This is a genomic window from Mesorhizobium sp. M0051, assembly GCF_040323235.1.
Classification (GTDB): Bacteria; Pseudomonadota; Alphaproteobacteria; order Rhizobiales; family Rhizobiaceae; genus Mesorhizobium.
In genome coordinates, this window is record NZ_JAMYUT010000027.1 from 1 (window position 1) to 23,653 (window position 23,653).

Annotated in this window: 28 protein-coding genes and 1 pseudogene; 16 read left to right on the top strand and 13 right to left on the bottom strand. The window is 62.1% G+C overall.

Translation table 11 applies throughout. From position 1 onward, the window contains the following. Positions 1-261 precede the first annotated feature (261 nt). The 4 genes from NKJ90_RS24300 to NKJ90_RS24315 form a co-directional block, all read right to left on the bottom strand. Positions 262-666: a DoxX family protein gene (locus NKJ90_RS24300; protein WP_023761956.1), complete on the bottom strand. Its 405-nt coding sequence runs from the start codon at positions 664-666 to the stop codon at positions 262-264. A gap of 154 nt (positions 667-820) precedes the next feature. After that, entirely contained in the window at positions 821-1,240 is a 420-nt protein-coding gene (locus tag NKJ90_RS24305; RefSeq protein ID WP_023761957.1) for a DoxX family protein, read from the bottom strand. Between the two features lie 180 nt (positions 1,241-1,420). After that, positions 1,421-2,818 carry a class II fumarate hydratase gene (gene fumC, locus NKJ90_RS24310; RefSeq protein WP_023761958.1) on the bottom strand — a complete coding sequence of 466 codons (1,398 nt, stop codon included), beginning with the start codon at positions 2,816-2,818 and terminating at the stop codon, positions 1,421-1,423. Positions 2,819-2,989: 171 nt separating this feature from the next. Further along, positions 2,990-3,469 carry a cupin domain-containing protein gene (locus NKJ90_RS24315; RefSeq protein ID WP_023761959.1) on the bottom strand — a complete coding sequence of 160 codons (480 nt, stop codon included), beginning with the start codon at positions 3,467-3,469 and terminating at the stop codon, positions 2,990-2,992. Positions 3,470-3,546: 77 nt separating this feature from the next. Between NKJ90_RS24315 and NKJ90_RS24320 the strand changes: the two genes are divergently transcribed. Then, positions 3,547-4,530 (top strand): LysR family transcriptional regulator, encoded by a 984-nt coding sequence (locus NKJ90_RS24320; protein WP_245266823.1) that lies wholly within the window; start codon positions 3,547-3,549, stop codon positions 4,528-4,530. A gap of 212 nt (positions 4,531-4,742) precedes the next feature. Here NKJ90_RS24320 and NKJ90_RS24325 read toward each other — a convergent pair whose 3' ends face one another. Then, a complete protein-coding gene (locus tag NKJ90_RS24325; RefSeq protein WP_023761961.1) occupies positions 4,743-5,525 on the bottom strand; it encodes an NIPSNAP family protein in 783 nt (260 codons plus the stop codon). A 96-nt stretch (positions 5,526-5,621) separates the two neighbouring features. On the opposite strand from NKJ90_RS24325, the gene NKJ90_RS24330 reads away from it, so the two are divergent. The 10 genes from NKJ90_RS24330 to NKJ90_RS24375 all read left to right on the top strand — a co-directional run bounded on the left by NKJ90_RS24330 (position 5,622) and on the right by NKJ90_RS24375 (position 12,650). Further along, a complete protein-coding gene (locus tag NKJ90_RS24330) occupies positions 5,622-6,302 on the top strand; it encodes a TetR/AcrR family transcriptional regulator (RefSeq protein WP_023761962.1) in 681 nt (226 codons plus the stop codon). A gap of 218 nt (positions 6,303-6,520) precedes the next feature. After that, on the top strand, positions 6,521-7,654 hold the full coding sequence (locus tag NKJ90_RS24335; RefSeq protein WP_023761963.1) for a metallophosphoesterase: 1,134 nt from the start codon (positions 6,521-6,523) through the stop codon (positions 7,652-7,654). Between the two features lie 220 nt (positions 7,655-7,874). Next, positions 7,875-8,528 carry a glutathione S-transferase family protein gene (locus tag NKJ90_RS24340; RefSeq protein WP_352487059.1) on the top strand — a complete coding sequence of 218 codons (654 nt, stop codon included), beginning with the start codon at positions 7,875-7,877 and terminating at the stop codon, positions 8,526-8,528. 393 nt (positions 8,529-8,921) lie between these two features. Continuing rightward, entirely contained in the window at positions 8,922-9,428 is a 507-nt protein-coding gene (locus NKJ90_RS24345; protein ID WP_245266825.1) for an MAPEG family protein, read from the top strand. A gap of 715 nt (positions 9,429-10,143) precedes the next feature. Continuing rightward, the gene (locus NKJ90_RS24350; RefSeq protein WP_010915421.1) at positions 10,144-10,353 is read left to right on the top strand and encodes a cold-shock protein; all 210 of its coding nucleotides are present in this window, start codon (positions 10,144-10,146) and stop codon (positions 10,351-10,353) included. A 363-nt stretch (positions 10,354-10,716) separates the two neighbouring features. Further along, positions 10,717-10,944, top strand: a complete 228-nt coding sequence (locus NKJ90_RS24355) for a hypothetical protein (protein ID WP_023761966.1) — start codon at positions 10,717-10,719, stop codon at positions 10,942-10,944. Beyond that, on the top strand, positions 10,944-11,351 hold the full coding sequence (locus NKJ90_RS24360; RefSeq protein ID WP_023761967.1) for a hypothetical protein: 408 nt from the start codon (positions 10,944-10,946) through the stop codon (positions 11,349-11,351). The genes NKJ90_RS24355 and NKJ90_RS24360 overlap by 1 nt, the downstream gene beginning before the upstream one ends. Position 11,352: 1 nt before the next feature. Further along, the gene (locus NKJ90_RS24365; protein WP_023761968.1) at positions 11,353-11,553 is read left to right on the top strand and encodes a hypothetical protein; all 201 of its coding nucleotides are present in this window, start codon (positions 11,353-11,355) and stop codon (positions 11,551-11,553) included. A gap of 4 nt (positions 11,554-11,557) precedes the next feature. Beyond that, positions 11,558-11,938 (top strand): YkgJ family cysteine cluster protein, encoded by a 381-nt coding sequence (locus NKJ90_RS24370; RefSeq protein ID WP_023761969.1) that lies wholly within the window; start codon positions 11,558-11,560, stop codon positions 11,936-11,938. A gap of 100 nt (positions 11,939-12,038) precedes the next feature. Next, the gene (locus NKJ90_RS24375; protein ID WP_023761970.1) at positions 12,039-12,650 is read left to right on the top strand and encodes a LysE family translocator; all 612 of its coding nucleotides are present in this window, start codon (positions 12,039-12,041) and stop codon (positions 12,648-12,650) included. A gap of 100 nt (positions 12,651-12,750) precedes the next feature. Here NKJ90_RS24375 and NKJ90_RS24380 read toward each other — a convergent pair whose 3' ends face one another. The 4 genes from NKJ90_RS24380 to NKJ90_RS24395 form a co-directional block, all read right to left on the bottom strand. Then, positions 12,751-13,029 (bottom strand): hypothetical protein, encoded by a 279-nt coding sequence (locus NKJ90_RS24380; RefSeq protein WP_023761971.1) that lies wholly within the window; start codon positions 13,027-13,029, stop codon positions 12,751-12,753. A gap of 220 nt (positions 13,030-13,249) precedes the next feature. Continuing rightward, positions 13,250-13,636, bottom strand: coding sequence for a nuclear transport factor 2 family protein (locus tag NKJ90_RS24385; protein WP_023761972.1), 387 nt, complete (start codon positions 13,634-13,636; stop codon positions 13,250-13,252). Between the two features lie 17 nt (positions 13,637-13,653). After that, positions 13,654-14,100 (bottom strand): OsmC family protein, encoded by a 447-nt coding sequence (locus NKJ90_RS24390; RefSeq protein ID WP_023761973.1) that lies wholly within the window; start codon positions 14,098-14,100, stop codon positions 13,654-13,656. A gap of 34 nt (positions 14,101-14,134) precedes the next feature. Beyond that, positions 14,135-15,145 carry a zinc-dependent alcohol dehydrogenase family protein gene (locus NKJ90_RS24395; protein ID WP_023761974.1) on the bottom strand — a complete coding sequence of 337 codons (1,011 nt, stop codon included), beginning with the start codon at positions 15,143-15,145 and terminating at the stop codon, positions 14,135-14,137. A gap of 98 nt (positions 15,146-15,243) precedes the next feature. Between NKJ90_RS24395 and NKJ90_RS24400 the strand changes: the two genes are divergently transcribed. Next, complete coding sequence (locus NKJ90_RS24400; RefSeq protein ID WP_023761975.1) at positions 15,244-15,852, top strand: TetR/AcrR family transcriptional regulator; 609 nt, start codon at positions 15,244-15,246, stop codon at positions 15,850-15,852. Positions 15,853-16,097: 245 nt separating this feature from the next. On the opposite strand, the gene groL is transcribed toward NKJ90_RS24400, so the two are convergent. From groL to NKJ90_RS24415, 3 genes are all read right to left on the bottom strand, one after another. Further along, positions 16,098-17,753: a chaperonin GroEL gene (gene groL, locus NKJ90_RS24405; RefSeq protein WP_352487060.1), complete on the bottom strand. Its 1,656-nt coding sequence runs from the start codon at positions 17,751-17,753 to the stop codon at positions 16,098-16,100. A gap of 63 nt (positions 17,754-17,816) precedes the next feature. Next, positions 17,817-18,113, bottom strand: coding sequence for a co-chaperone GroES (groES, locus tag NKJ90_RS24410; protein WP_031261112.1), 297 nt, complete (start codon positions 18,111-18,113; stop codon positions 17,817-17,819). Positions 18,114-18,289: 176 nt separating this feature from the next. Beyond that, the gene (locus NKJ90_RS24415) at positions 18,290-18,916 is read right to left on the bottom strand and encodes a TetR/AcrR family transcriptional regulator (RefSeq protein ID WP_352487061.1); all 627 of its coding nucleotides are present in this window, start codon (positions 18,914-18,916) and stop codon (positions 18,290-18,292) included. A gap of 124 nt (positions 18,917-19,040) precedes the next feature. Between NKJ90_RS24415 and NKJ90_RS24420 the strand changes: the two genes are divergently transcribed. Genes NKJ90_RS24420 through NKJ90_RS24430 form a run of 3 tightly spaced genes read left to right on the top strand, consistent with a single transcriptional unit; the run spans position 19,041 to position 22,683 of the window. Continuing rightward, the gene (locus NKJ90_RS24420; protein WP_023762275.1) at positions 19,041-20,228 is read left to right on the top strand and encodes an MFS transporter; all 1,188 of its coding nucleotides are present in this window, start codon (positions 19,041-19,043) and stop codon (positions 20,226-20,228) included. 11 nt (positions 20,229-20,239) lie between these two features. Next, a complete protein-coding gene (locus NKJ90_RS24425; RefSeq protein WP_023762276.1) occupies positions 20,240-21,541 on the top strand; it encodes a D-arabinono-1,4-lactone oxidase in 1,302 nt (433 codons plus the stop codon). Continuing rightward, positions 21,538-22,683 carry a DSD1 family PLP-dependent enzyme gene (locus NKJ90_RS24430; protein WP_352487063.1) on the top strand — a complete coding sequence of 382 codons (1,146 nt, stop codon included), beginning with the start codon at positions 21,538-21,540 and terminating at the stop codon, positions 22,681-22,683. The genes NKJ90_RS24425 and NKJ90_RS24430 overlap by 4 nt, the downstream gene beginning before the upstream one ends. A gap of 4 nt (positions 22,684-22,687) precedes the next feature. Here the strand turns inward: NKJ90_RS24430 and NKJ90_RS24435 are convergent. Then, a pseudogene (locus NKJ90_RS24435) lies at positions 22,688-23,077 on the bottom strand (GyrI-like domain-containing protein); the annotation flags it as partial. A 174-nt stretch (positions 23,078-23,251) separates the two neighbouring features. On the opposite strand from NKJ90_RS24435, the gene NKJ90_RS24440 reads away from it, so the two are divergent. Next, positions 23,252-23,635 (top strand): hypothetical protein, encoded by a 384-nt coding sequence (locus NKJ90_RS24440; protein WP_023762279.1) that lies wholly within the window; start codon positions 23,252-23,254, stop codon positions 23,633-23,635. Positions 23,636-23,653: the final 18 nt, after the last annotated feature.

A 23,653-nucleotide genomic window follows, 5' to 3' on the forward strand; every position in this document is an offset into this window, starting at 1 on the left:
CCGCTAAACACGGGAGCTGCGCGGCGGACACGCCGACGTCACAGCTACCGCCACGCCATTTTTGCAGAACTTGACGCACACAACTGCGTGAGGAGCGTTGGCTAGAATCAGTTCGCGCCCTTCCTCTACCCCGTCGATCGGGGGAGAGGTGGCTCGGCGAAGCCGAGACGGAGTGGGGGTCGACCTGGCTTGGGTGTCGAGGGTTCAACCGGGGGCAATATCTCTGGTTGGTCCGGGGCTGCCCTTAGATTTGAGACGATATCAAACCGCGCCACGCCCATCGACCGACCATACCCCGGCGCCGGCCATGCCAAGTGCCAGGAAGCCGCCTGATATGGCGATGTCCTTCATCAGCATCTGCTGGTGCAAGAAGGCGAGCATCGCATCGCCGCCACCCTGGCCGTAATGGCCGATGAAACCGGCGACAATGCAGAAGGCGGCGAGCAGCAGCGCCGCAATCCGGGTCTGGAAGCCGACCAGGATGAGCAATCCGGCGATGAGTTCGAACAGTCCCGTGCCCCAGGCGGCCAGCGTCGGCAGCGGCAGGCCGAGGCCGGCGAAATAGCCTGTCGTGCCGGCAATGTCGCTCAGCGCGTGAAAACCGGAGGGCACGAACAGGGCGGCGAGCAGCAGCCGGGAAAGCAGAAGCAGCGCGTTGCGGGGCATGTTCACCTCCCGTTGTCGGTCGAGCCGGGCGATTAGCCCATTCCAAGCCGTGATCATAACAGGAATCAACCGGCTGAGACGTCTGTACCGACAACGAAAAAGCGGCGCGGAAAATTCCGCGCCGCTTTTTTGTTGAGCTATCGCCAGGCTTGGATCAGCCGCGCTTTGCGTCGATCGAATAGGCGCCGGCGCCGGAGGAAGCCAGCAGCAGGAAGCCGCCAGTGATGGCGAGGTTCTTGAGAAACTGGATCATCTGCATCTGGTCGGCCCAGCCGGTGTGGGCAACCAAGCCGGTGGCGACGGTGAAGACAGCGAGCACCCAGGCTGCGGCCCGGGTCTGGAAGCCGACGAGGATGGCGACACCACCGAGAAGCTCGATCAAGCCGACGATGATAGCCGTTACGGTCGGCAAGGGCAGGCCGAGGCTGCCGAAATAGCCGGCCGTGCCGGCGATGGCGGTGAGCTTGCCGAAACCTGAAAGCAGGAAGATGACCGCAAGCAGGACGCGGCCGAGAAGGATGGTGGTTGAGGCATTGGATGCGCCGGAACCGGCGACTGAAGTGTTGGTGGACATGTTGGCTCTCTCCGGGAAGGGGTTGATGCCGGTGAGATAGAGCATGCGGACTGTTCACCAAAGCCGTCAGACTGGCGACACATTGTTCACAGCGCTTACATTTCCGTGATCGGACGACCTGCGCAAAATTCGCCTCGGGTCAGGACGCGACAGGAGTAAATTCTCCCCTCGCGAAATGTCCTACCCCGGATACGTCATGTCCTCCGGCCGCACCAGCCGGTCATAGTCGGCTTCGCTGACGAGCCCGGTGGCGAGCGCTTCCTCGCGCAGCGTGGTGCCCTTCTTGTGCGCGGTCTTGGCGATCTTCGCCGCATTGTCGTAGCCGATGGTCGGCGCCAGCGCCGTCACCAGCATCAGCGAGCGGTCGAGTGCCGCCTTGATGTTGTCTTCACGCGCCTCGATGCCGACGACGCAATTGTCGGTGAAGGAGACCGAAGCGTCGGAGAGCAGCTGCACCGACTGGAGAAAGTTGTAGGCCATCAGCGGGTTGTAGACATTGAGCTCGAAATGGCCCTGGCTGCCGGCGAAGGTGAGCGCCGCATTGTTTCCGAACACCTGAACGCAGACCTGCGTCATCGCCTCGCACTGGGTTGGATTGACCTTGCCCGGCATGATCGACGAGCCCGGTTCGTTTTCCGGCAGCGACAGTTCGCCGAGGCCCGAACGCGGGCCGGAACCGAGGAAGCGGATGTCGTTGGCGATCTTGAACAACGCAGCCGCCGCCGCGTTGATGGCGCCGTGCGAGAACACCATGGAATCATGGGCCGCCAGCGCCTCGAACTTGTTCGGCGCGGTGACGAAGGCGATGCCGGTGATGGCGGCGATGCGATCCGCCACCTTTTCGGCAAAGCCGACCGGCGCGTTGAGGCCGGTGCCGACAGCGGTGCCGCCCTGCGCCAGTTCCTGCAGCCCGGGCAGCGTCAGCTCGATGCGCTTGATCGACGAGGCGACCTGCGCGGCATAGCCCGAAAATTCCTGGCCAAGCGTGAGGGGGGTGGCATCCTGGGTGTGCGTGCGGCCGATCTTGATGATGTGCGCGAAGGCCTTGGTCTTGGCTTCAAGTGCCTTGTGCAGATGTTTCAGCGCCGGCAGCAAATCGTGCACGATGCGCTCGGCGCAGGCGATGTGCATGGCCGTCGGATAGGTGTCGTTCGACGACTGGCTCATATTGACGTGGTCGTTGGGATGCACCGGCTTCTTCGAGCCCATGACGCCGCCCAGCATCTCGATCGCCCGGTTGGAGATCACCTCATTGGCGTTCATGTTGGACTGCGTGCCCGAGCCGGTCTGCCAGACCACCAGCGGAAAATGGTCGTTGAGCTTGCCGTCTATGACCTCTTGCGCCGCCTCGACAATCGTCTTGCCGATCGAAGGATCAAGCCGCTTCAGCTCCATATTGGCCTCGGCCGCCGCCCGCTTGACGATACCCAGCGCGCGCACGATCGACGCCGGCTGCTTTTCCCAGCCTATCTTGAAGTTGCCGAGAGAACGCTGCGCCTGCGCGCCCCAATAACGGTCGGCGGCGACTTCGATCGGGCCGAACGTGTCGGTTTCGGTTCTGGTCTCTGCAGCGGTCACGGGTCTCTCCTTGTCGAAGTCGGCAACGGCGTATCGCGTTGCACAAACGGCTTCAAGCGGAGATTGCGGGCGGCAATGATGCAAATCGGTTGAAGGTGCGCCTCCGCCTTCTCACGTAAGGAAAAAGGCGGAGGCGCGTGTCGGCTTGCCTCGAATGTCCTGAACGGCCAATCAGGCTAGCGGCGGCCCCACAATGTCGATGCCATTTTTTGCGCAGAGCTGTACCAGCACCGCGATGATTTCCGGTGTCGGTTCCATCTGCGGCGGCAGCTCTGGCTGTTCGGCGGGACGGCTCGCTTGACGCAGCATCGTCTCGAAGTCGGAGCCGCGCGTGATGGTTAGGGTTCGCGCACCGTTTGGAGATTCGACCCGGTAAGTGTGCGGTAGGCCTTTCGGCGCAATGACGGTTTCGCCGGCGTCTGCAATGCGTTCGTGGCCGTCGATTTCAAAGCGTAATCTCCCGTCCAGGAGGTGAAAAACTTCGTCTTCCCTGCGATGCACATGCAGTGGCGGAGAGTCGCCATAGGGCATGCGATGCTCGACGACGCAGATGCCGTCTTCTCCTGCGGCCGCCGAGACGTGGATCGCGACGAGCGTGTTGTTGAACCAGAAGAGCTCCTTGCCTGTGATCGTCCGGGCGGTCATTGTCATGGCTGTCTGATCCTTCTGTTGCTGTGCCGATGACCACCTAACCAAGGACATGCCCACAGCGGAAATCGAATGATCATATGGGGCGAATTGATGCGATGAATTTGAATGCGCTCGACCTCAATCTCGTCAGGGTGTTCGACGCCCTTCTGCGGGAGAGAAGCGTTACGCGTGCCGGCGAGCAGATCGGCCTCAGCCAGCCTGCCGTCAGTGCCGCGCTCAATCGCTTGCGGCATCTCCTCAACGATCAGTTGTTCGTTCGGCGGGGCAATGACATGATGCCGACGCCGCGCGCCGAGAGCTTGGCCGAGCCCTTGCGCGTGGCCCTTCGCGAAATCGAACGCGTCTTCCATTCGGCGAAGGCGTTCGATCCGGCGGAGCTGGAGCGAACCTTCACGTTCATGGGTGCCGATTTCTTTTCCATGCTGCTGATGCCAACCCTGGCGGCACGCATCGCCGGCGCCGCGCCGCGCGTGTCGTTAAGGTTTCTCGATAGCGCGCGCGGCGACGTTTCGCGGCTGCTCCAGGAGGATGAAATCGACGTAGCGCTCGAGCGTCCGCTGGAGGTCTCCGACTGGGTCTCAAGCACGCCTCTGTTCCATTCACCATTCGCCATCATCGCCGCGGAAGACAACGCTGCGATCAGGCAGGCGGGTACTGCCGAAGGCGAGCCTTTGCCGATCGAGCTTTTCTGCGAATTGCCCCATATTCTTCGTTCTATTGATGGCTCGATGTCGGGCGCCACCGACGAGGCGCTCCGCAAAATCGGACGAACGCGTCGCGTAAGCCTGACACTGCCGCACTTTCAGGCTGTCGCATTGGCAGTGGCAAATGGAAACCACCTCGCAGCGGTTCCCAGGCAGTTCGCCGTTTGGGCGGCGAGGACCCTGCCGCTCGTCATCTTTGAACCGCCGCTCCCCATTGCCGTTCCTGAAATCAGAATGTACTGGCACGCGCGCCACGACGACGAGTCACCTCATCGCTGGGTTCGCGATCAGATCCTGGAGGCGATAGCCTCACTCGGATTTGTGGAAGGCGGGGCTACTGAAAATGCCGGCGCCTAGTCTGGTGCAGGGATCGATCACCCCACCGCATGGCCACCGTCGATCGACAAAGGCCGTCACTGTCCAGGCCGCCTCGTCGCTCGCGAGATAGACCGCGATGCTGGCTGCGGGCAGCGTCAAGTTTTTCGGTGTCGCGGCCGACGATCAGGACGCCCCCCGCCGGCTCTCCGGCAAAGCGCGCTCCGGCAGGTGCCGCACTCGAATCGCCTCAATCATCTCCCAAGTTGCGAACGCGATGTCGGCGAGAGGCGCAAGGTCTCAATTGGCTTGGTCAGGCTGAGTTGCGCGGCCTGCCAAATGGCCTGCCATGCCAGCGAGGCGGCGAGCGCGGCTTTGTGGCGGACATACGCCTCGGCGCTGTCAAAGCCAGCGACGGACATGAAGACGTTTTCATCAGCCCGTACCGGCAGGCGCGGAAAACTGTTTTCGGCATGCTCGGTGACGAAAGCAGCGAGCAGGTCTGCTCCAGACGCCGTCATCAGGGGTGCCGTTTCGGCCTCGAAGTGCCTCCCGAAATCAACCTCCATGCCGGGCTGCAAATGATGAATCTCAATGACAACGAGGCCAGTCGGCGGCCTGTCTTGAATTGAGTTTTCGTCGGTGGCCAGGCTTGGACGCTGCGCGCCCGTAAGGTCGAAGCCGGCGCCCGGCCATGCGGGCTTCAGCAGCAGCACGTCGTCGGAATCGATCATTGTCGCGTTGGCCGCATGTTTGTGCGCCGCCCAGACCGGGCCGTCATAAAAGGCGGCGAGAGCATTTGTCCGCGCATCCATGCCGTCGAAGCCGCGCATCCAGACGAACATGTCCGGGCGATCGAGATCCCGGAACTGGCCGATGATGGTCATTCCAACGTCCTCCTGGCCCTCGATCAGCTTGCCGTCGAAAATGTCGATAAGCGTGTCGCGCTGTCCGGGCTTCAGCGTGTATTGCCGAAGCTCGACGACAGGCGAGGCGAGCACCGATGGCTTCGGCGCGGCATTCAGGGGCATGTTCATCCAACTCTCCTCAAAAACAGGGTGATCATCCTGTTTATAAAACAGACCGGTTGTCCTGTTTTGTCAATATGCTAGAGTTCGGCAATGTCAGCAGAGATGAACGTTCAATCAAAACCGCGCCCACGAAAACGCATCAACGACCCTGAAGGCATGCGCAAGAAAGTGCTCGATGTCGCCGAGGACGCGTTCCAGGCGTGCGGCTATCACGCCTCCAGCCTCGGCGACCTGATGGCGGCGGCGGGCGTCAGCGGCGGTGCACTGCATCACCATTTCCCGACAAAGAAGGCGCTCGCGCTGGCGGTAATTGACGAGCGTGTGGCGGCAGCGGTGGAACAGACATGGATCGCGCCGCTGCTGGCGGCTGCGTCGGTGCGCGAAGGCGTGCGCGCCGTGTTCGAGGCGGTGGCGGCGGAACTGGAGCAGCAGGGTTTCGTGCGTGGCTGCCCGCTCAACAATTTGGCGCATGAGCTGTCGCTCGCCGATCCCGATTTCCGGATTGCCCTTGCAGGTATTTTTGCCGATTGGCGGCGGGCGATTTCGGACAAGGTGCGGGCCGACCAGCGGGCGGGCAGGGACGAGGGCACAGATCCCGAGCGCTTTGCCGCGCTGGCGGTCGCCACCTATTCCGGCGCCATGTCGATGGCCAAGACGGCGCAGGATCCGAGCGTGCTGCGGGACTGTTTGGCGGGACTGGAGCGGAGTGCGCTGTCGTCATCTCAAGGCGGACTGGCAGCCAGGCGACGTCGCCGGGTGCTGCCACGACCAAGAACCCTTTGATGTCACAGTGATAACACGCTGCGTTGACTTGGCGCGCCAGCTCTAGCTACTGCGCCCGCGGCTTTATCGCCTCATAGCGTTCGGAACTTGCGCCTTCGTCGTAGCGCCTCGGCAGCCTGGTTCTCGAAGGGCGGAGATGCAGGCCTTTGGCACGATGTCGAATGGCGGCAAGGAGAGGCGCTGGACGGCCGGCCGCTCTCCATGCTGAAATTCAGCTCATGATGAATAGCCGTTCGCCTGGATTGTTTTCTCGTCGCAGCTTTTTGGCGCAGGCCGTAGGTTTTGCCGCGGCCGGCGCATCGTCGCGCCCGGCATTCAGCCAGACCGGCCTACGCATCCAGCCCATCGACGCCACCTTCCTGTTCATCGCCGATGTTCATGCCTGCCGTATGGCGAGCGGCTTGAGCCCCAACTGCCGGCAGGAAGGAAAGACCGACGCGGCCCTGCTGCGCAACGTGACGGCGCTCAACGGTCTCGCCGACAAGGACTGGCCCACCGAGATCAACGGTGTCGCCAGTGGCCTGCGCTCGGCGGGCGGCCGCATCGGCAGGCCGCTCGGCCTCGTCGTCGGCGGCGACATCACGGACGATGGCGGCGGCCAGATCACCCAGCCGAGCGAGGGCACCCAACTGCTCCAGTTCAGCCAGCGCTACCAGCAGGGCGTCGGCCCCGATCGCGTGCACATGCCCGTCTATGTCGGGCTCGGCAACCATGATCTCGACCAGAACGGGCCGCCGCGCCATGTCAATTGGTACCGGCGCGAATTGCGCGACTATGTCGAGGTCAATCATCGCGCCGGCGTCTTCTTCAAGCCGCCGGTGCCGGCCACCGATTATGATGTCGCCACCGACTGCTATTCCTGGGACTGGGGCGGCCTGCATCTGATCCAGACGCATCGTTTTGCCGGCGACACCGGTCACGGCGCCGTCTCCAGCCTGCCGTGGCTGAAGCAGGATCTGGCGACCTATGCGGCGGATGGTCGTCCGGTCATCCTGTTCCAGCACTATGGCTGGGACACCTTCTCGATAGAACGCTGGGATGCCGCCAAAAGGCACTACGACGATGACGGCTCCGGTGCACCGCACTGGTGGAGCGAGGCCGACCGGCAGGCGCTGCTGGCGGTGCTCAAGGGCTACAATGTCGTCGGCATTTTCCATGGCCACCAGCACGACCCGCCGCTGATCTATCGCAGGGATGGTCTCGATCTGTTCAAGCCGAAGGCTGCCTATATGGGAGGTTTCGCGCTGGCCAGGGTGACCGGCAACGGCTTGGACGTGGTGCTGGGCGAGGCAACCGGCGATCATGGCGAGGTCGCTTTCACCAATGCCTTCAGCAAGGGCTGGAGTACATGAAGAGGCGACCCTCGCGGCCGCCTTTTCCGTATCTTCTGGGAATCTTGAATTCGGAGCAATTCATCCGCGCGCGGCTAGCGAGCCGGCGTCGGTTGGGTTCCAGGCGTCGCCCGGGCAGCAGATCAGGTCGTGCCGCCGCCTCCCGAGGCAAGCTTGGCGGGCTAGGCTGTGAGCACGCGCCGACCAAGGGATTCCAAGGGTCATGCGTGCGGGGAGAAAAATGGCTGAATTCACGCCCTTCATCGGCAACAAGTGCTTCTCTTCGTGGTCGCTCCGGCCATGGGTGGCGATGCGGCATCTGGAGATCCCGTTCGACGAGAGCTTCGTACGGCTGCGCACGCCGGAGACCTTCGCAAATCTGGCGAAAGTGTCGCCGACCGGCCAGGTGCCCGTCCTGAATCACAATGGCAAAACCATCTGGGAAACACTTGCTATCCTCGAATATCTGGCTGACCTGTTTCCAGACAAAAGGCTTTGGCCGGCCGACATCGACGCCCGCGCCCTGGCGCGCTCGGTGGCGACCGAAATGCATTCGGGTTTTCGCGAGGTCCGCTATGGCTGGCCGATGAATTTGCGACGGCCGAAGGGCCACAAAGAGCTCGACGCCGAAGGTGAACTACAGCGCGAGCGCATAGAGACGATCTGGCGCGAGTGCCGGGAACAATACGGCAAGGGCGGCCCGTTCCTGTTCGGCCATTTCACCGCGGCCGACGCCATGTATGCGCCTGTCGTCACCCGCTTCGACACCTACGGCGGCACGCTTGCGCCGGACACACGCGCCTATGTCGACGCCGTTCTTGCCACCCCGGCGATGCGCCATTGGTATGCGGAAGCGGCAAAGGAGACATGGCCGGAACCCGGCCCGGACGAATGAGCTTCTTCCCCGCCTGGTCGCCCGGACGGTTCTCGAAGCATGCAGAACCAACGATTGCCGACCCTCCTCGGCTGACGGAAACCCCGATCGTGAAGGCCTGCTCATAGGGCTTTGCTTTGCGCACAATCCGTACTCAGACATAAGGGCACAGCGCCAGATCCCGGCACGCCGGCGGTCACTGGCGTTTCACCAGCACCCATCTGTGCCCAACGGGACCCTTACCCCTCGCGCCTCAACACCGCGACCATTGTTGCCATTTACGATCGCGCGAAGTCGAACTTCAACCAAAGCGTGTGATGACGCTTCTCGGCGCGCTGGATTGGCTCAGATTCTGGAGGATTTCAGGGTAGGTTGGTGTGAAGATGCAGATCGAATCTGTATCGCTTGGCCAAGATGGCTGCGGGCCAGAAGCGTCCCCACCAAGCCGGAGCAACAGAAGCACAACACCACTTGATCCTTTACAATGAACCAAAGGGCGAACAACGGGGACGGCACATGTCGGCGAGTGCTTATGCATTGATTGGATTCATCTCATGGGCGCTGGGCCTGCTGATCGTGATGGAAGTCATCCGGACCTACCTGGTGATCTCTGGGCAAGTCGCGGCAAACGGCTTCACGCCAGATAACGCAGCACTCACCCCCTTCATGCAGAGGCTGGCCCGCGCCCACGCCAACTGCATTGAAGGGCTTCCAATCTTCGGAGGTCTGCTAGGCGTCGCCATCATTATCGCAAGAACAGATGTCACGAATCCGCTTGCCTATACCCTGTTAGGTGCACGGATAGTGCAGTCGATGATCCACCTCGTCTCCACGACCCAACTCGCGGTTAGTCTCAGGTTCACCGCGTTCGCCGTGCAAATGGTGATCGGTGCGTATTGGTCCTGGGTGCTGTTGATCTGAAGAGTGCCGCGAGTTCAGAATCACGGCGGTCTTTCAACTGAAAAAAGCCGCCGGTTCAGCGGGTAAGAGAACGAGGTTGGGGGCCTATCGCGAAGATCCTATCGGGATGGAAGTCGACCAGCGCTCTGCCAGAGTGAAGTTGCCAAACTCACCTGGAGCATCCAAGCCAACACCACCCAAGCCCCGGCCGCTATCCACGTCGATCTTGGCGCGACATTTGCGCCGCAACCGGACATCGCCTTCGCAGCGAAATCCGGGGAGGGAGGGAAAGCCCCGCTCGATACCGGCCAGCCGGTTCGTCACCATACAAGAACGCCCCTCGCACGTTTTATTGTACGGGAGGCGTCCTTTGTGTCAGCGTCCCTGAGATCGCTCTCTGAAACTGCTGACACAATGAAATGCATGGGCGCGAAATTGGTTCCCGGCATGCTGCTATTTTTTTGATGGAACAGGCGCCTTGGTTTCTGTGCCCGGAGCCGCCGGCGAATGGATCCTCGCCAGGCGCGTCTGCGTCGAATCAGGTGAGAAGAAAACCAGAAATTGACACGCCGCCAAAAGAAGCCTACAAGGAATTCGTCGATATTTGTTTGACTGACTTTTGTTATCCGCGCTTTCGAGCGCGCCTTTGACGAACTTCCCACATCAAAAATCGGGACAAACGACGTCATGCATCCGCATGGCGTCGAACGAATATTTGCCATGGAAAGGGTTCGTCATGAGCACCGGCACAGTTAAATGGTTCAACGCCACCAAAGGTTTTGGTTTTATTCAGCCTGACGACGGCTCTGCCGACGTTTTTGTCCACATCTCGGCCGTAGAGCGCGCCGGCATGCGCGACATCGTCGAGGGCCAGAAGCTCGGCTACGAGATGGTCCGCGACAACAAGTCGGGCAAGATGTCCGCCGACCAGTTGAAGGCGGCCTGAAAAAAGAATTCAGCTCTCCCGGTGACCACGGATGTACTGGCACCGGTGAGTGGCGAATTCGAGCGCATGGCCGCGGAGACCTGAGTTTCCACGGCATGTCATGCGCATGAGAAGGGCGTTCCCGTGCATCCCCCGTGCATCCTTTTGGATGTCACTTGGTTGCGCGGCGCTCTCATGAAGGTCAGGCGGTGCCTGGCCTTTTTCATTTTGCGCGTCTTGCCGCTGAAAATACGCCGCGCGCCGACCTGGACGTGCTATGGGACGCTCCAGCAATTGAATCCGCTGCCGTATGGCTTCGTGCATGGTCCCGACCGAAGATCCGGTCTTGCTCCATCGTCACGGGCTCCTGACAGGAGAAAGATTTTGACCGCTCAATCGAAGACAACAGCCGAACAGGCCGTGTCCTTGTTCAGCAAGACGCAAACCCAGTCGATGTCGCTCAACCGTATCAATTCCGAGCGCGATGCCGTCAGCCAAGCGCGTGAAGCCAAGACCGCGCGCTTGCGCGAATTGCGCCTGGAGAAGGAGGCCGATGAGTTGGCCGCCGCCGCGGCGCTCGCCGCTTTGCCGAAGCGAACCGGAAGACGCTGATGGCTACCAAGCGCGTGCCTCCGAGACTGATCGCCGCCGATTCGACCATCGCCGACGTGGTCGATGGCCTCAACAAGCCCGTCGAATATGTGCGCCGGGTGCTGGAAAAGCTGGAGCGCTGCAAACGCGCTCATGGCGATGCCCAGGTGCGGGTCGGCGTGCGCGGTCGCGCCGAATGCCCGAACTATTTGATCGAATATGTCCGTGAAGACGCCAAGACCCATGAGCGCGTGACCCATCAGGACGCCGCCTACAGCGGCAGCACGCATCGCGAGCTGGCTGTGCACCATATCGCGGAAGTCAGAAACTGGTCGCCCGAGGAAATGAACATCACGGCGGTTTCGGCGTTGATCGGCCGCCTGCGCAATCCACGTGCACCAACATCGCGCTTCGTCGACGAGGACTGACATGGCCATAAAATTCTCCACCAAGGACCAGCCGGCAGCACCGGCTGCCACCGCAAAACCGGCCAAGCCGGTTGCCGCGCCGAAAGCCAGCGAAGCTGCCGAGACCGCGACCGATCTGTTCAAGTCGCCGGCCGAAGCGTCGTCGCGCAAGACAGGCAAGAAAAATGACAGGCAAGAAGAAATGACAGGCAAGAAGAAATAGCCCCTTGCCGCAAGACGCCGATCGCAATCCTGCCGCGCCGGGGCTGTCTGCCCTGGTGGCCGCTGCAAGTCCTTTGTCGTCGCAGCGCGGCACCGCTGCTCTGTTCGACTGCCAGAGCTGCGGCGCCTGCTGTTGCTACTCGGCCGAGTGGCCGCGCTTTTCCACCGAGGACGATGCGCAGCTCGACCGCATCCCAGAAAAATATGTAGCCGCCAATCTGTCCGGCATGCGCTGCGAGGGCGTGCGCTGCTCTGCCCTGTGCGGCGAGATCGGCAAGTCGACCGCATGCGGCATCTATGAACTCCGCCCGGACGTCTGCCGCGCCTGCATGCCTGGTGACGACGATTGCCTGATGGCGCGCCGGGCGCACGGATTGCCGGTGTAGCTGCTAATCTACCCCACAAAGGGGGAGATTAAGCTCACCGCCGCTTGTGCGCCATTGTCCGCCCCGATACCTTCCGCCGGGCGGGGCAGCGGAGGATTTCATGAGCATCGAATTTCTGTTGACGTCGCTGATCGTCGTGGCTTCGCCCGGCACCGGCGTTCTCTACACGCTGAGCGCCGGCCTGTCGCGCGGCGCGCGGGCCTCGATCATCGCCGCCTTCGGGTGCACGCTCGGCATCATCCCGCATATGGCGGCCGCCATCACCGGCCTTGCGGCACTGCTGCACACAAGTGCCGTCGCCTTCGAGACGCTGAAATATCTTGGCGTCGCCTACCTGCTCTACATGGCTTGGAACACGTTGAAGGAAAAGGGTGGCCTGAGCGTCGAACAGGATGTGACGCCGCGCTCGGCCCGCAAGGTGATTGCCACCGGCATCCTCGTCAACGTGCTCAATCCGAAACTGTCGATCTTCTTCTTCGCCTTCCTGCCGCAATTCGTCAGCACCACCGAACCCAACGCGTTGTCGAAGATGCTGGAGCTCAGCTCCGTCTTCATGCTTTTGACCTTCGTGGTTTTCGTCGGCTACGGCGTCTTCGCCGCCTCGATCCGCAGCCATGTCGTGTCGCGGCCAATGGTGCTGACCTGGATGCGCCGAACCTTCGCCGGAGCCTTCGTCATGCTCGGCGCAAAGCTGGCGCTGGCCGACCGGTAGAAACCGGTTCGCGGGTCCTGTCGTCTTTGCGCAAAATCCCTGCCAGATAGTCAGAAGGCGAGCCCAAGCTCGCCTTCATCTGCTCTTCAACTCCGGGCAATCACTTGTTGGCGCCGCCGAGAGCCTTCAATTTTTCGCAGAACGGTGCGTGTGGTTTGCTCATCGCAGCGTCCTGGCATTCCTTCATCATCATGGCCTGATCGTCCTTGGACATCGCTGCCCAAGCGGCCTTCATTTCTTTGTCGGATTTCATCGTCTTCATGCTCGAATCGGTGAAGAACGGTTCCATCATCTTGGGCGAGTCGAGCGCCCCGGCAAATGCCGTGCCGCTGAAGACAGCCAATGCGAGTGCTCCAAAGCAGGCGGTTCTAATGCTCATCGCACGAGTCCTCCCTCATGGGTTTTCTCGATCGTCGAATGGCGGTCGCGCCCGGTTCTAGCACAGATTGAAATAGTTTAGGACTAACTCATATGGCTGTGGTCGGGCGTCCTCGTGCATCAATTGGATTAGCGGAGGCTTACCGACGCATGGCGCCGACCTGTTGCGCCGCACCTTCGGCGCCAAGCTGGCGCTGGCGGATCGGTAGCGCCGGCCGGCGCTACCTCTTCACATAGCCCTTGGCCTCGACGATCCGGCCGCCAGCGACACGCATCAAATTGACGCCGCGCAGCGAATTGCCGTCGGCCATGCAGTAGCGCCAGCGGATCGTCGCCCGGTCTCCAGCGACGAAGGTCTCCTCTAGGTCGAAATGCGTGCCGGGTCCGGTCGCAATCGCCGACCACAGTTCGATACAGGCTGCCTTGCCGGCGTGGCGGGCACCGTCCGGCGCCGGCGTAGTGTTCTCGATGACGCAGTCTTCCGCCACCAGTCCGTCCAGCGCTGACGGGTCGTGGCGTTGGAACACGTCGTTGAAGCGACGCATGATCTCGGCCGTTTCGGCGGAGCGCCGAGCCGTTGCGTTGTCGATGATGATTTCCTGTGTCACTGGATTGCTCCTTCCTTTCAGTAATCCGTGGCGGTCGCGACGAGCTCGGCCTTGAGCGTGATGTTTGCCACGCCGGCCAGCGCACGCGAGACAAGGCATGCTGTTTTCGTCGTCTCTGCGAGTTTCTGGAATTCATCCGGGGTAAGGCTCGGAATCTCGGCTTGCGTCTCAATCTCGATGCGGGTGATCGTCGGCCCGGCGGCGGTTGTGCCGAGATGCACCTTGGCGATGGTGCTGATGCTTGTGGGGATATGACCGGCCGTGCCCAGTTTGGCACTGAGCGCCATTGAGAAGCAGCCGGCATGCGCCGCGGCGATCAGTTCTTCCGGATTGGTGCCCGGACCGTTCTCGAAACGCGACGGGAAGGAGTAGGCGCCTTCGAACACGCCGCTGCCGAGCCTCAGCCTGCCCGAGCCCTCCTTCAGTGTCCCTTGCCACTCGGCCGATGCTTCACGAATTGTCATTGTCGTCCTCCCTTGGTTTGAAAAAATCGGTGGGTCAGGCGCCGTCGACGATCACCTTTCCGAAGACGTCGCCCTGCTGGAAATAGTGGTAGGCATCGCTGGCCTCGGTGAAGGCAAAGACCTTGTCGATGACGGGCCGCAGGCGGTGCTGTGAGATAGCGCGCAGCATGGCTTCGAGATTGGTCCGGCTGCCGACGAAGAGACGGCTGATGGTGGCGAGGCTGCGCTGGTAGAGTGCCGTCGGCATCTGGATCGATCCGCCTTTCGCATCCTGTAGCGTCAGCAGCACGATGTGTCCGTAAAGCGTGCTGGAGATCAGCGATTGCGCGAAGGTCGCCGGGCCACCCGTCTCGACGACGAGATCGATGCCGCCGGTCTGGTCGCGGACGGTCGCACCCCATTGCGGCATATCCGATGTCGAGATCACCAGGTCGGCGCCCAGCGCGCGCAGCCTGTCGGCTTTCTCCCCGCGCGAGGTGACGGCGACGACACGGCAGCCGAGCAGCTTGGCGAACTGCAGTGCAAAAAGCGCGACACCGCCCGAGCCGATGACCAGAACCCATTGGCCGGGTGTCGGAATTCTGGCTCCCGTGACCGCATTCCAGGCGGTCAGGCCGGCGCAGGTCAGCGTTGCGGCCTCCTGCCAATCGAGATGATCGGGCAGCCGCACCGCCCATTGTTCATCGAGAACGGCGTATTCGGTCAGCATGCCGTCCAGCGTGCAGCCGAGCTGGTCGATGAGCCCGGCATTGATGCGGCCGTCGATCCAGCGTGCGAAATAGCTGCCGGTGACACGGTCGCCGACGGCAAAGCGGGTGACGGCATCGCCGATGGCGACAATCTCACCGGCTCCGTCGCTCAGTGGGACGACGCCCTGGCGCGGCGGCAGCGGGTAGGTGCCGTTGAGGATCATCGTGTCGCGACGGTTGAGTGAGGTGGCGCGAATACGCACCACGATCTCATGCGGTTTCGGCTTCGGCTGTGCCTCATCGCGCATCACCAGGCATTCGGCCCCGCCGGAGCCTTCAAGGCGATAGGTTTGCATTCGGCTACCTCGTATATATAGACTGATCTACATATTATGTAGACCGATTGTCATATTCGACGCAAGGCCTATAATGCTCACTGCTGACAGAGGTTGACATGGCGAACGACACCCGTACCCGCATACTCGAGACGACGGGGCTGCTGCTGCGGCAACGTGGCTACCATGGCACCTCGCTCAACGACATCTTGAGCGCCAGCGGCGCGCCCCGCGGTTCGCTCTACTTCCATTTTCCCGGTGGCAAGGACCAACTGGTCATCGAGGTGACGCGTGCCAGCGTCGCCGATGTGACGGCGCGGTTGGGCGAGGCGTTGGCCGCCGAGCGGGATCCGGCGGTGGCCGTCCATCATATCTACCAGTCGGTGGGGCGCATGCTGGAGGACAACCAGTTTTCGCTCGGCTGTCCGATCGCGCCTGTCGTGCTGGATTCGCCGACCGACGTGCCGGAACTGGCGGATTTGTGCCGTTCGGCCTTCGAACAGTGGATAGGCCTGCTGCGCGACGCCTTCGTCAGGGCAGGGGTGTCCGAGCGCCGTGCCCATGCCTTGGCGCTGCTGGTCGAATCGTCGCTGGAAGGGCTGATGGTCATCGCCCGCGCCACCCGCGACCGCGCCCCGCTACAGGCGGTGGCCGACGAGGTCGCGGCGCTGATCGAAGCCGCGGTGCTGGCTGGCGAGGTACGACAGCGCGCGGATGCCGTCATCTAGCCTGGCCTCCAAGCTTGAGCCGTTCGACCTCAAAAACAAAAAGGGCGCCTTTCGGCGCCCTTTCCGTATCTGAAGGCTGAATGAGGCTGGATTAGAAATCCATGCCGCCACTCAAGCCCGCTTGCGGGCTTGAGCAATGTTGGTTGATGGGCGTGCTTTATGGATTTCTTAGAAATCCATGCCGCCACTCAAGCCCGCTTGTGGGCTTGAGCAATGTTAGTTCATGGGTGTGCTTTATGGATTTCTTAGAAATCCATGCCGCCCATGCCGCCCATGCCGCCGCCGCCCATGCCGCCAGGCATGCCGCCGCCAGCCGACTCCTTCTTCGGAGCCTCCGCGATCATGGCTTCGGTGGTGACCAGCAGGCCGGCGACCGAGGCCGCGTCCTGGAGAGCGGTACGAACGACCTTGACCGGATCGACGATACCCATGGCGATCATGTCGCCATATTCGCCGGTCTGGGCGTTGTAGCCGAAGGTCGCGCCCTTGTTCTCAAGGATCTTGCCGGCAACGATCGATGCTTCCGCACCGGCGTTGGCCGCGATCTGGCGGGCCGGAGCCTGCAGCGCACGACGAACGATGTTGATGCCGGCGGCTTGGTCGGCATTGACGCCTGTGGCCTTGATGTTGGCCGAAGCGCGCAGCAGGGCTACGCCACCACCAGCAACGATGCCTTCTTCGACAGCCGCGCGGGTCGCGTTGAGGGCGTCATCGACGCGGTCCTTCTTTTCCTTGACTTCGACTTCCGTCGCACCGCCGACGCGGATCACCGCAACGCCGCCCGCGAGCTTCGCGAGACGTTCCTGCAGCTTCTCCTTGTCGTAATCCGAAGTGGTCTCTTCGATCTGCTGCTTGATCTGGGCAACGCGGCCCTGGATCTCGGCCTTCTTGCCGGCGCCGTCGACGATGGTGGTGTTCTCCTTGGAGATCGACACCTTCTTGGCGCGGCCGAGCATGTTGAGGCCGACGTTCTCGAGCTTGATGCCGAGGTCTTCGGAGATGACCTGGCCACCGGTGAGGATGGCGATGTCTTCCAGCATGGCCTTGCGGCGATCACCGAAGCCCGGCGCCTTCACGGCGGCGATCTTCAGGCCGCCACGCAGCTTGTTGACGACCAGCGTGGCCAGAGCCTCGCCTTCGACGTCTTCCGAGATGATGAGCAGCGGCTTCGAGGTCTGCACGACGGCTTCGAGAACCGGCAGCATCGCCTGGAGGTTGGAGAGCTTCTTCTCGTGCAGGAGGATGTAGACGTCCTCGAGCTCGGCAACCATCTTGTCGGCGTTGGTGACGAAGTAGGGCGAGAGGTAGCCGCGGTCGAACTGCATGCCTTCGACGACTTCGAGTTCGGTCTCGGCGGTCTTGGCTTCCTCAACCGTGATGACGCCTTCGTTGCCGACCTTCTGCATCGCTTCCGCGATCATCTTGCCGACCGACTCGTCGCCATTGGCAGAGATCGTGCCGACCTGGGCAACTTCCTCGGAGGTCTTGATCTTCTTGGCAGCCTTGCCGAGCGCTCCGACGACTTCGGTCACGGCCAGGTCGATGCCGCGCTTCAGGTCCATCGGGTTCATGCCGGCGGCAACGGCCTTGTGGCCTTCCTGGACGATCGACTGCGCCAGAACGGTCGCCGTCGTGGTGCCGTCGCCGGCGATGTCGTTGGTCTTCGAAGCAACTTCGCGGACCATCTGCGCGCCCATGTTCTCGAACTTGTCTTCAAGCTCGATTTCCTTGGCGACGGTGACTCCGTCCTTGGTGATGCGCGGCGCGCCGAACGACTTGTCGATGACGACGTTGCGGCCCTTGGGGCCGAGCGTGACCTTCACCGCGTCGGCGAGGATGTTGACGCCGCGAAGCATGCGCTCGCGGGCATCACGGGAAAATTTTACGTCTTTGGCAGCCATTTTTAGCTCCTGGCAGGGGCTTTAGATTGAGCCCGGGAATTCAGTTGATGAAAAGGCCTGATATCAGCCGATGATGCCCATGATGTCGGATTCCTTCATGATCAGAAGGTCTTCGCCATTGAGCTTGACTTCCGTGCCCGACCACTTGCCGAACAGGATGCGGTCGCCGGTCTTGACATCCAGCGGAACCAGCTTGCCAGCTTCGTCACGAGCGCCGGAGCCGACGGCGATGATCTCGCCTTCCTGCGGCTTTTCCTTTGCCGTGTCGGGGATGATGATCCCGCCAGCGGTCTTGGATTCGGATTCGACCCGACGAACGACCACGCGGTCATGAAGCGGGCGGAACTTCGACTTTGCCATTTTTTCTTCCTCGATGAGAACGGTGAGAAACAGTTCCTCCGTCCGGCGGCGCCGGACATATGAGTTAGCACTCACCAATGGCGAGTGCTAACGTGGCGCTGAAATAGGCTGGCGGCCTGCCAGAGTCAAGGCGCGTAGCGCTGACCTGGAGCGTGAAATTTTCTACGGATTGAAGCTTACAGAAACAGCCGCAGCTGGGTGTGGATGATCGAACGATAATCCGCGATTGTCCGCCGGCGTTCCGCGTCGCCCTCGGCAAGTGCCAGGCGCACCACGCCACCGGCTAGCTGGAAGATCAGGAGAACGATGCGTTCGAACTGCTCGCGCTTGCCCGGCTCGATCAAGGCGGCGACATGGTCGCAGAACATCCTGGCCTGATGCCGGGTTTCGGCGATGTCGAGATTCTTGAGCGCCTTGTCGGCCTGGATGGCGTTCTGCAGATCCTGGATGGCCGGATCGCCGGCGACGCGGCTGAGATAGTCGTCAAGCAGCCGGTCGGCGGCCACGATCACGTCCTTCGCCTCGCGGACATCGGCGATGATCGCGGTCAGCCGTGCACGGCTGGCCTCTGAAAACCGCTCATAGAGCATCGCCAGGATCGCCGATTTGTTGGGGAAGTAATGGTAGACGGTGGCGATCGGCCCACCCGCCAGCAGGCCGACTTCCTTCATGGTAACGGCGTCGATGCCCTTCTCGCCGATCAGCCGCATGGTCGTCGACAGGATCGCGTCGATGCGCTCGCGGCTGCGTTCCTGCTTGGGTCTGCGCCTGGGCTCGGTGGCTGTTTTCGTCACTTCCGTCATGCACCGATCTCTAGCGCGGGCTTTTCAGATTCCGGTTGACAAAAAATATGATCAAATATCAGTTTCCAGAATGCTGACAGGTTGTCAGTTTTTTTACCGCACGGCAAGCACTTGGGAGGCGCCTTTGGCTTCGACAAATACCGGCCACGCAGGCGATGACGACTGGCTGGTCGGCAATCCGACCAGCGCACAGCTTGCGTCGGCACTGTGGGTTGGCTCGGTCGGCTTGCTCATCCTCGGGCTGCAGCCCGTGCTGCTCGGCGCGCTCTACACCGAGGGGCATGTCAGCGGCGATGAACTGGCGCTGGTTGCGACCGCCGAGATGGTCGCCATCGCCATCGGTTCGGCTGTCCTGGCGATGCTGCTTTCGGCGCATAACATGCGCTGGAAAAGTGCCGTCCTTTTGCTGCTGCTGGCGCTGGCCAATGTGTGGACGGCCTATGCCGCAACCGCCAACACGCTGATCGCTGCCCGCGCGCTGGCCGGGCTTGCCGAGGGCGGTCTGGTGGCGGTCGCCACCGAGTTGATCGCCCGCTCGCGGCGCGCCGAGCGCATCGGCGGCTATTTCGTCACCATGCAGACGCTGGCGCAATGCGCGACTGCCCTGTTGCTGGCGCTCTATGTCATTCCAGCAGCCGGATCGGCGGGCGGCTTCATCGTGCTTGCCGTCGTCTGCATCGCGTCGCTGGCGGTCGCCTTCACCGTCCCCGGCGACTATGCCGATCTGCCCAAGGACGAGAATCTGGCCGGTGTGCTGACGGTACCTTCGCTCACCGCGCTGCTGTCGGTGTTCTGCTACTTCATGTTCTTCGGTGCGGTCTGGGCCTTTCTGGAGCCGCTTGGCGCACAATACGGCATCGATGGCCGCACCGTCGGCCTGATCGTCTCGGCGAGCCTGGCAGTGCAGGTCCTGGGTGCGATGACGGCAACCATCTTCGAGGCGCGCATCGATTATCGCTTGGCCATCGCCACGATCGGCGCCGTCGCACTTGTCAGCTCGCTGATCCTCGCCAGCGGGCCCGGCCTCACGACATTCTGGATAGCCGCTCTGGTCATGGGCTTCATCCTCTTGTTCATCGTGCCCTACCAGATCCGGCTGGCGATCACCGCCGACGAGACGCGCACCGCCGTGCTCTTGGTGCCGGCAGCCCAGCTGTTCGGCCTGGCGATCGGGCCGATCGCCGCGTCGCTGCTGATCGACGGCAAGGATTTCCGGCCGGTGCCGGAATTCGCCGCCGCCAGCGCCGTTGCGAGCGTGCTTCTGCTCGGTCTGTTCATCCTGGTGACGCGGCGTCGCCGCGCCGTTGCCTGAGCGGGAGCGCCATGTCGAGCAATTGGAGCAACTGGTCCGGTTTCGTGCGCGCCGAGCCGAAGCTTATCGCCAGTCCCGCCGATGCCGGCGAACTTGGTGATCTCGTGCGCACCGCGCCCGGCCCGGTGCGCGTCGTCGGCGCCGGTCATTCCTTCACGCCGTTGGTGAAATCCGAAGGTACCATCCTGTCCCTGGAGAGACTGGAAGGGCTGGTCTCGCACGACGCCGAAAAACATCAGGCGCGGGTGCGGACAGGGACCCGGCTCGGCCCGCTGATGCACATCCTGCAAGGCATTGGCCAGGGCCTGCCCAATATGGGCGACATCGACCGCCAGGCGATTGGTGGTGCGCTGGGCACAGCCACGCACGGCTCGGGACCGACGCTCGGCGCCTATCACACGCAGCTGGAGACGGTGCAGATCGTCGACGGCCTTGGCAAGTTGCGTGACTTCAGGCGGGCAGGGGACCAGGAGATGATCCACGCCATCGGCGTCGCGCTCGGCGCCTTCGGCGTGATGACCGAAGTGACGCTCAACAACATCCCGACCTACCGGCTGCGCCGCCGCAAATGGGTGCTGCCGATCGCCGATATGCTGCGCGAGTTCGAGACGATGATGGCCGCGCATCGCTCGGCCGAATTCTATTACATTCCGTTTTCCGGCTATGCGCAGTTCATCGCCAGCGATCTCAGCGACGCAGCTCCGACCCCGCGACCGCCCGAAGCGGATGAGGCTGGGTTGAGGACGCTGCGTCGGCTGCGCACCGCGCTCGCCTGGCTGCCGTCGCTGCGCGGCCGCCTGATCCGCTCGGCGGTCGCCAAATTCCCGGCCGAGGACTACGTGCAGGACTGGCTGAACGTCTATGCCAGCGACCGCCAGACCAAGTTCAACGAGATGGAATATCATTTGCCTTTCGAGGCGGGCCCGAAGGCGTTGGCCGGAATCATCGAGCTGACGGAGAAGCATTTTCCGGAGGTTTATTTTCCGATGGAGGTGCGCACCGTTGCCCCCGACGAATTCTGGCTGTCGCCATTCTACAGGAGGCCGACCTGCTCGATCGCCATCCACCATGACGCGGCAAACGATCCGCTGCCGTTCATGCGGGCGGCCGAGCCGATCTTCCGCAAATACAGCGGCAGGCCGCATTGGGGCAAGATGCACAGCCTGAAGGCGGCGGAGCTGAAAAAGCTCTATCCGCGCTGGGACGACGCCATGGCGGTGCGCCGCGATATCGATCCGCAAAACCGCTTGGTCTCGCCCTACATGGCCGGCCTGTTCGGCATCGAGCCCAGTCCTTCTGGCAGCGAACGATGAGCGCCTATTTTTCCGCCCTGTCGGACGCACTGAAGGAAGCCGGCATCTTGCAGCCCTGTCTGGTGCTGGATATCGACCGGCTGGACCGCAACATCGCGCTGGTGAAAGAGCGGCTTGATCCCGGCCTTGCCGTGCGGTTGGTCGACAAGTCGCTCGCCTGCCTGCCCCTGCTCGCCCATATCGGCAAGGCGCTTGGCACCAATCACGTCATGACCTTCCATCCGCCGATCAGCGAGGCCGTGCTGAAGGCGTTTCCCGATGCCGATCTGCTGTACGGTAAGCCGATGCCGGTCGGCGCGGCAAGGGCGGCGCTGATGAACGGCGAGGCCGACTGGACGCGTGTCTGCTGGCTGATCGATACGCAGGACCGACTGGCGGAATATGGCGCACTCGCCGACGAACTCGAGATCGAGCTGCGCATCGCCTTCGAGATCGACGTCGGATTGCATCGCGGCGGCTTTGCCAGCCCGGAGGCGTTGTCGCAGGCACTGAGCGCACTGCCATCCCACAAACGCCTGCGTTGCGAAGGCGTCATGGCCTACGAGGCGCACGCGCCGCACATTCCCGGCCTGTTCGGCGGGCCGGTGAAAGCGTTGGCAAAGGCGTCGGCGCAGGCCACGGCGTTCGTCGCTTGTCTCGGCGCCGACCAGCGCCGCATCTTGAATATCGGCGGCAGCAAGACCGCACTGCTCCATCATGGCAGCGTCGCCAATGAAGTGTCGATGGGCTCGGCCTTCGTGCTGCCCAGCGATTTCGCCACGCCCGGCCTTGAGGGCTTCCAACCGGGTGCCTTCATCGCGACGCCGATCCTGAAAGTCGTCGAGCCGATGCTGCCCGGCCCGCTGGCCGTCACCCGCCTGCTACAGGCACTCGGCCGGTTTCCGCGCAAGGGCTGCTATCTCTATGGCGGCAAGTGGATGGCCGAGCCGGCGTTCCCCGAAGGCATGCAGACGAACGGCCTGCTCGGCCTGTCCTCCAATCAGCAATTCATGGGCTTGCCGGCTGACGCTACCCCAAGGCCCGGCGACCACGCCTTCCTGCGCCCGACGCAGAGCGAGGCCGTGCTGCAGCAGTTCGGGTCGATCGCGGTGTTCTCCGGCGGCAGGATAATCGATCGCTGGCCGGCACTGCCGCTGGCGTGATCGCTTACGCTTTCACCGGCATCCAGATCTCCAGCCCGCCATCGCCGCTGAGCGGATCGAATTCGGGGCCGTAGCGTTCGAATTCCGTCGCATCCGATATCTCATGGCCGGACGCCGGCAGCCATTTGTTCCAGATCGTGTTGACCGTACGGCGGATGGTCGAGATGTGCTCGCGATGGGCGAACACCGCATATTTCTGTGCCGGCACCCGCACCCGGCTGAATTCCTTCGGCAGGTTGGAAAAGTCCGACACCTCGACGCCGGCGATGTAGTCGAAATTGCCGGAATCGTCGCCGTTGACGCAGACGCCATAGGCGACGTCGCCTGTCTCGCCCGGAATGTTGCCGATATAGGGGCCGAAGCGCTGCCACTGCATCGGGATGGCGGCGCTGGTTCGCAGCTTCGAGACAGACACCTAAGCATCTCCTAATGTAGATAAGTATGTATAAATTAGAAAAGTATTCCAGAAATTGAGTCAAAATACCAAAGTCGTTTTGTGGAATCTTAACAAGAGTCGCATATCGCAGAGAAGGTACAAGTAGAAATAGATGAGTGGAGGTTTTATCCTATGCGGCCAAAATATCATCCGCTGTCACTTGCTTTTCGGGTGCTGTACCCGATGGTGCCGGTGTCGATCTTCGTAGGAATTGGCTGGTTTTGGGGACTCCCCGAAGTTTGGCATCTGCCTCAACCTGAAGCTAAATCAGACAACAAGCTGTGGCTTGTCACCTATGTCGGCCCGAAGGTCAGTGAGGTGGTGGGACCGCTATCCAGCGGTATGGATGAGTGTTCTGATCGCGCTTCGGAAATGAACGAGCAATGGCTGAAACAGATGGCCTCCGAAGATGAGGCTGGTGCAAACGGCGAAACAGATTTTGAGAAGACCATGTCCGCAAAGTGCATCAAGGCGTTTTTCCGGCCGGTCGTAAGCTACCGGCCGGAAGACGCTTAGGCTCACTCTGGAGAGGCG